The sequence below is a fragment of the Peribacillus sp. genome (assembly GCF_059453735.1).
Window position 1 is genome coordinate 1 of the sequence record NZ_JAZVJO010000474.1, and the last position, 3,956, is coordinate 3,956.

The window sequence follows — 3,956 nt, forward strand, 5'->3', positions numbered from 1 at the left end:
CCTCAAATATTTTAAGGCCTAAGTAATATGGCTTGATACTCGTACGGGATGGCTGTACGACTCCTGCATTTAATTTAGCACATTCAATTGATTCACTTGTGGTGCGCTCTAGCTCTCGTAGCATTCGTTGATGCCAATACGAAGCCCAGCCTTCGTTCATGATTTTGGTTTCAAGCTGAGGCCAGAAATAGAGCATTTCTTCACGCATCATAGTCAATATATCACGCTGCCAGTCGGTGAGTTCACGGCTGTATTGCTCTATAAATAGGACTATGTCCTTTTCTGGTCTTGGCGGGAATTTCTTATGTTTCTTTATTGGTGATTTCTCGGGTACATCGTTACTATCTAATGACCATAATCCATCATAAGGGGTCTGCTTTTGTTTTACTTCTTCACTGGATTCTTCATCGAATAGATCAAACTTTGCCCTCATCATCGAAGGGTCAATATGTTCTTCAATGGCTAGGACGGCATCAAGAAAGGTTTCGACTTCTTTTTTACCGTGAATGGTTTCATAATGGCGGATTCGGTCGGCTGTAGCCGCCATACTTTCTACCATGTCACGCTTTGTATTTTGAAACCGAACGTTATTCTTAAAAAAATCACAGTGAGCTAAGACATGTGCCACGATAAGCTTATTCTGTATTAATGAATTAGAATCTAAGAGAAATGCATAGCATGGATCTGAATTGATAACGAGCTCATATATTTTACTCAATCCAAAATCATAATGGAGCTTCATTTTATGGAATTGCTTTCCAAAGCTCCAATGCGAATAACGGGTTGGCATTCCATAAGCTCCAAATGTATAAATAATTTCAGAAGGACATATTTCATAGCGCATCGGATAAAAATCAAGACCGAAACCTTTTGCTATTTCGGTAATTTCACTTATTGTATACTCCAAATCCCTATGCTCTGAAGTATTCATCTGCCTCTCCCCCTTTTCTATCCTTACTCTACTGTATGAAAAAAGAGAGAGAACATGACGAAGAAGACATTTTCAGTGCAGCTGACTGTATAATTCTGTGCCTACTTACCCTTTTCTTCTACTATAAGGTTCAACATTTTTTTATTCGTTAAATCATGCCTGATTTTCACTTTAACGGTCCTTTTTTCTCCTTGATCGTTGACTAGAAATTGAAAACTGTCCTCTGCTTGTCCATTTGGATTTTGAGTACGTCCTTTATATTCGTAATCGACTACATCGTCGTTTGGATAATCGGCTTTAACTACGGCAATAGCTATTTGTCCGTATTTCTCATAACCAGTATTGGCTGCTGACGTATTTATTCCGAATTGGAGAACAATCAAGAGGGTTAAAAAGGCACTTATGACTTGTTTCATGCAATTCCTCCTACCTATTTTGTTCTTTTTAGTATGTATTTTTTTTTAAAGCTTATTCGCACGGACCTTCGCTTTGCGAGTATCACCAGCAATAAGCCTACATTTTCTACACTCAATATTATTCAGGTAAATAGCAACAAGCGTGCAAAAACAACGGCTCCACTTTTTGCATAGAGATTGCCGCACGCTTCGTGAACAAACTAACAGTAGCTCCTGATGAAGGAGGGGTATTGATGGAGAAGAATGATTATGACCGGGCATTATTTTGTACGCATCGCTCGGATTGGGATAATTTAACGATTTTGATGGTTCAGACTAAAGATCAATTTCTTTCTAAGAAGATTGAGCATTTTCTCCATGTGTATCATTTTGAAACCGATTATACAATCGTTCAAGCAAAACTGTATTCCCTGTTCCGTTACTTGGATCATGCTACCGAATGTACCTATGAGAATTGGGCAGCTGTTTCTGAATAATTATTCTTAGCGTTTGTTTTCTAAACGTTTCTATGCTAAAAAAACCAATAAAAAAAGATGGAAGGACCTTGTCCTTCCATCACTTATCATATTCTTAGCTAACGCCTAACTTCGCTTCAATACCAGCCATGAAATCTGAAGTTACTGCAGAGAGTTTTTCTTCAGCTTCTGCCATTGATGTTCCATGAACACCAAAGTAAAATTTAATTTTAGGTTCTGTTCCAGATGGCCGCAAGCAAACCCATGTACCGTCTTCCAAGAAATATTTGAGTACATTTGATTTTGGCAAATCAATTGGTTCTTGAGTGTTCTTTAATAATGAATGCTTCTGACTGCTTCGATAATCTTCCTCAATGACAACATGCTGTTGGGCAATTTGCTTTGGAGGGTTATTACGGAAATCGTCTAAAATTCCATTAATTTGACGAGCTCCATCTATTCCCTTAAGCGTAAGGGAGCGCAGACCTTCTAAATAGTAACCGTACTTTTCAAACACATCTAAAAGACCCTCATACAAAGTTTTTCCTTGTTTTTTATAATATGCACATACTTCTACCGCAAGTATAGCGGCCTGTATAGCATCTTTATCTCTTGCGAAATCTTTAACTAGATATCCGTAACTTTCTTCATAACCAAATAAGAAACTATGCTCGCCACTTTCATTATACGTGTTAATTTTTTCAGAAATAAATTTAAAGCCAGTTAAAACGTCGATGGTAGGCAGTCCGAATTCTGATGCAATCTTCCGGCCAATTTCCGAGGTAACAATTGTCTTTAAAACCACACCATTTTGAGGAAGTGTTTGTTTCGCTTTCTTTTGTGTGAGTAAATAATCTAATAATAACGCACCTGTTTGATTGCCAGTCAGTACTACATATTCACCTTGATTGTTTTTTACGGCGATACCTAGACGATCAGCATCTGGATCAGTCGCTATTAAAAGGTCAGCATCGACGCTGTTCCCAAGTATAATTGCCTGTTCAAATGCAGCATGCTCTTCCGGGTTCGGCGAAGCAACTGTAGAAAAATTAGGATCTGGAAGTTCTTGTTCGGCTACAACATGAACGTTTTTATAACCAAGGTCCTTTAAAGCCCGTCGCACCGATTTATTGGATGTACCATGAAGCGGTGTAAACACAATTTTCAAATCAGTTTCTTCCGCTAATTGAGGATTTTCTGGCAAAGTTAACAGCTGCTCATTATACGATGCATCGATTTCTTCTCCAATAATTTCAATCAGACCTTTTTGTTTCAGTACTTGTTCTTCTTCAATCTCAAGCACCAGTTCGTTTTCAATGTCATCAACGTATTGTATTACTTGATCTGCCGGCTCAAGGGCAAGCTGAGCGCCATCTGGACCATATACTTTGTATCCATTATATTCAGGGGGATTATGGCTAGCCGTAATGACAACTCCTGCATAAGCGTTAAGCTCACGAACAGCAAAACTTAACTCTGGTGTTGGACGCAATTCATCAAACAAATACGCCTTTATTCCATATGTTCCAAGCGTTTTAGCGGCTTCCATCGCAAATTCTGGAGATTTATGCCGGGAATCATAGGCGATTACAGCACCACGCTGCTTAGCTTCCTCACCAAATGAAGCAATATAAGCAGCTAGACCCGCCGTTGCCTTTCTAACCGTATAGATATTCATACGATTTGTTCCTGCACCTATCTCTCCACGCATCCCACCAGTACCGAACTCCAAATTTTTATAAAAAGCATCCTCAAGTTGGGCTTCATCGTTGCTGATTTCCTCTAATTTTGTTTTTAACTCATCATCAAGATTTTGAAATCCTGCCCAAGACTGATATCCGGTCTTCCAGTTCATTAAAACAACTCCTTTTTCAGATTGTATATTTTTTTATGATATTTACTAATTATGTATTATCTAAAGTTATCACAGATTTTTTAAAAAAAGAAGGGAAGGATTTCATAGAAATCCTTCCCTTCTCTCCAACTTTATTCCTGATGTTATTTTTCTCCTTTATGATAATTAAGCTGGTAAATATCATGCCTGCGATCTTTCAACTGCTGGACGGTACCATTTTGGCGTTCCCGTCTCAGAATTTCAAGATCCACATCTCCAATAAGAACCATTTCAAGGTTAGGACTTGTTTCACCAACAAT

Annotated in this window: 4 protein-coding genes; 1 reads left to right on the top strand and 3 read right to left on the bottom strand. The window is 38.4% G+C overall.

The window, feature by feature from the left end; all coding sequences use genetic code 11:
• Together AC52RT_RS15635 and AC52RT_RS15640 are read right to left on the bottom strand one after the other, a co-directional pair.
• The coding region (locus AC52RT_RS15635) for a SpoVR family protein (RefSeq protein ID WP_495541599.1) at window positions 1-931 on the bottom strand (931 nt) is incomplete at its 3' end.
• Window positions 932-1,032: 101 nt separating this feature from the next.
• Window positions 1,033-1,347: a DUF3889 domain-containing protein gene (locus AC52RT_RS15640; RefSeq protein WP_495541600.1), complete on the bottom strand. Its 315-nt coding sequence runs from the start codon at window positions 1,345-1,347 to the stop codon at window positions 1,033-1,035.
• 233 nt (window positions 1,348-1,580) lie between these two features.
• Here AC52RT_RS15640 and AC52RT_RS15645 point away from each other — a divergent pair, with 233 nt between their 5' ends.
• Window positions 1,581-1,823, top strand: coding sequence for a YhdB family protein (locus AC52RT_RS15645; RefSeq protein WP_495541601.1), 243 nt, complete (start codon window positions 1,581-1,583; stop codon window positions 1,821-1,823).
• Window positions 1,824-1,917: 94 nt separating this feature from the next.
• Here the strand turns inward: AC52RT_RS15645 and AC52RT_RS15650 are convergent, their stop codons facing one another.
• Window positions 1,918-3,657, bottom strand: coding sequence for a phospho-sugar mutase (locus AC52RT_RS15650; RefSeq protein WP_495541602.1), 1,740 nt, complete (start codon window positions 3,655-3,657; stop codon window positions 1,918-1,920).
• Window positions 3,658-3,956 lie beyond the last annotated feature (299 nt).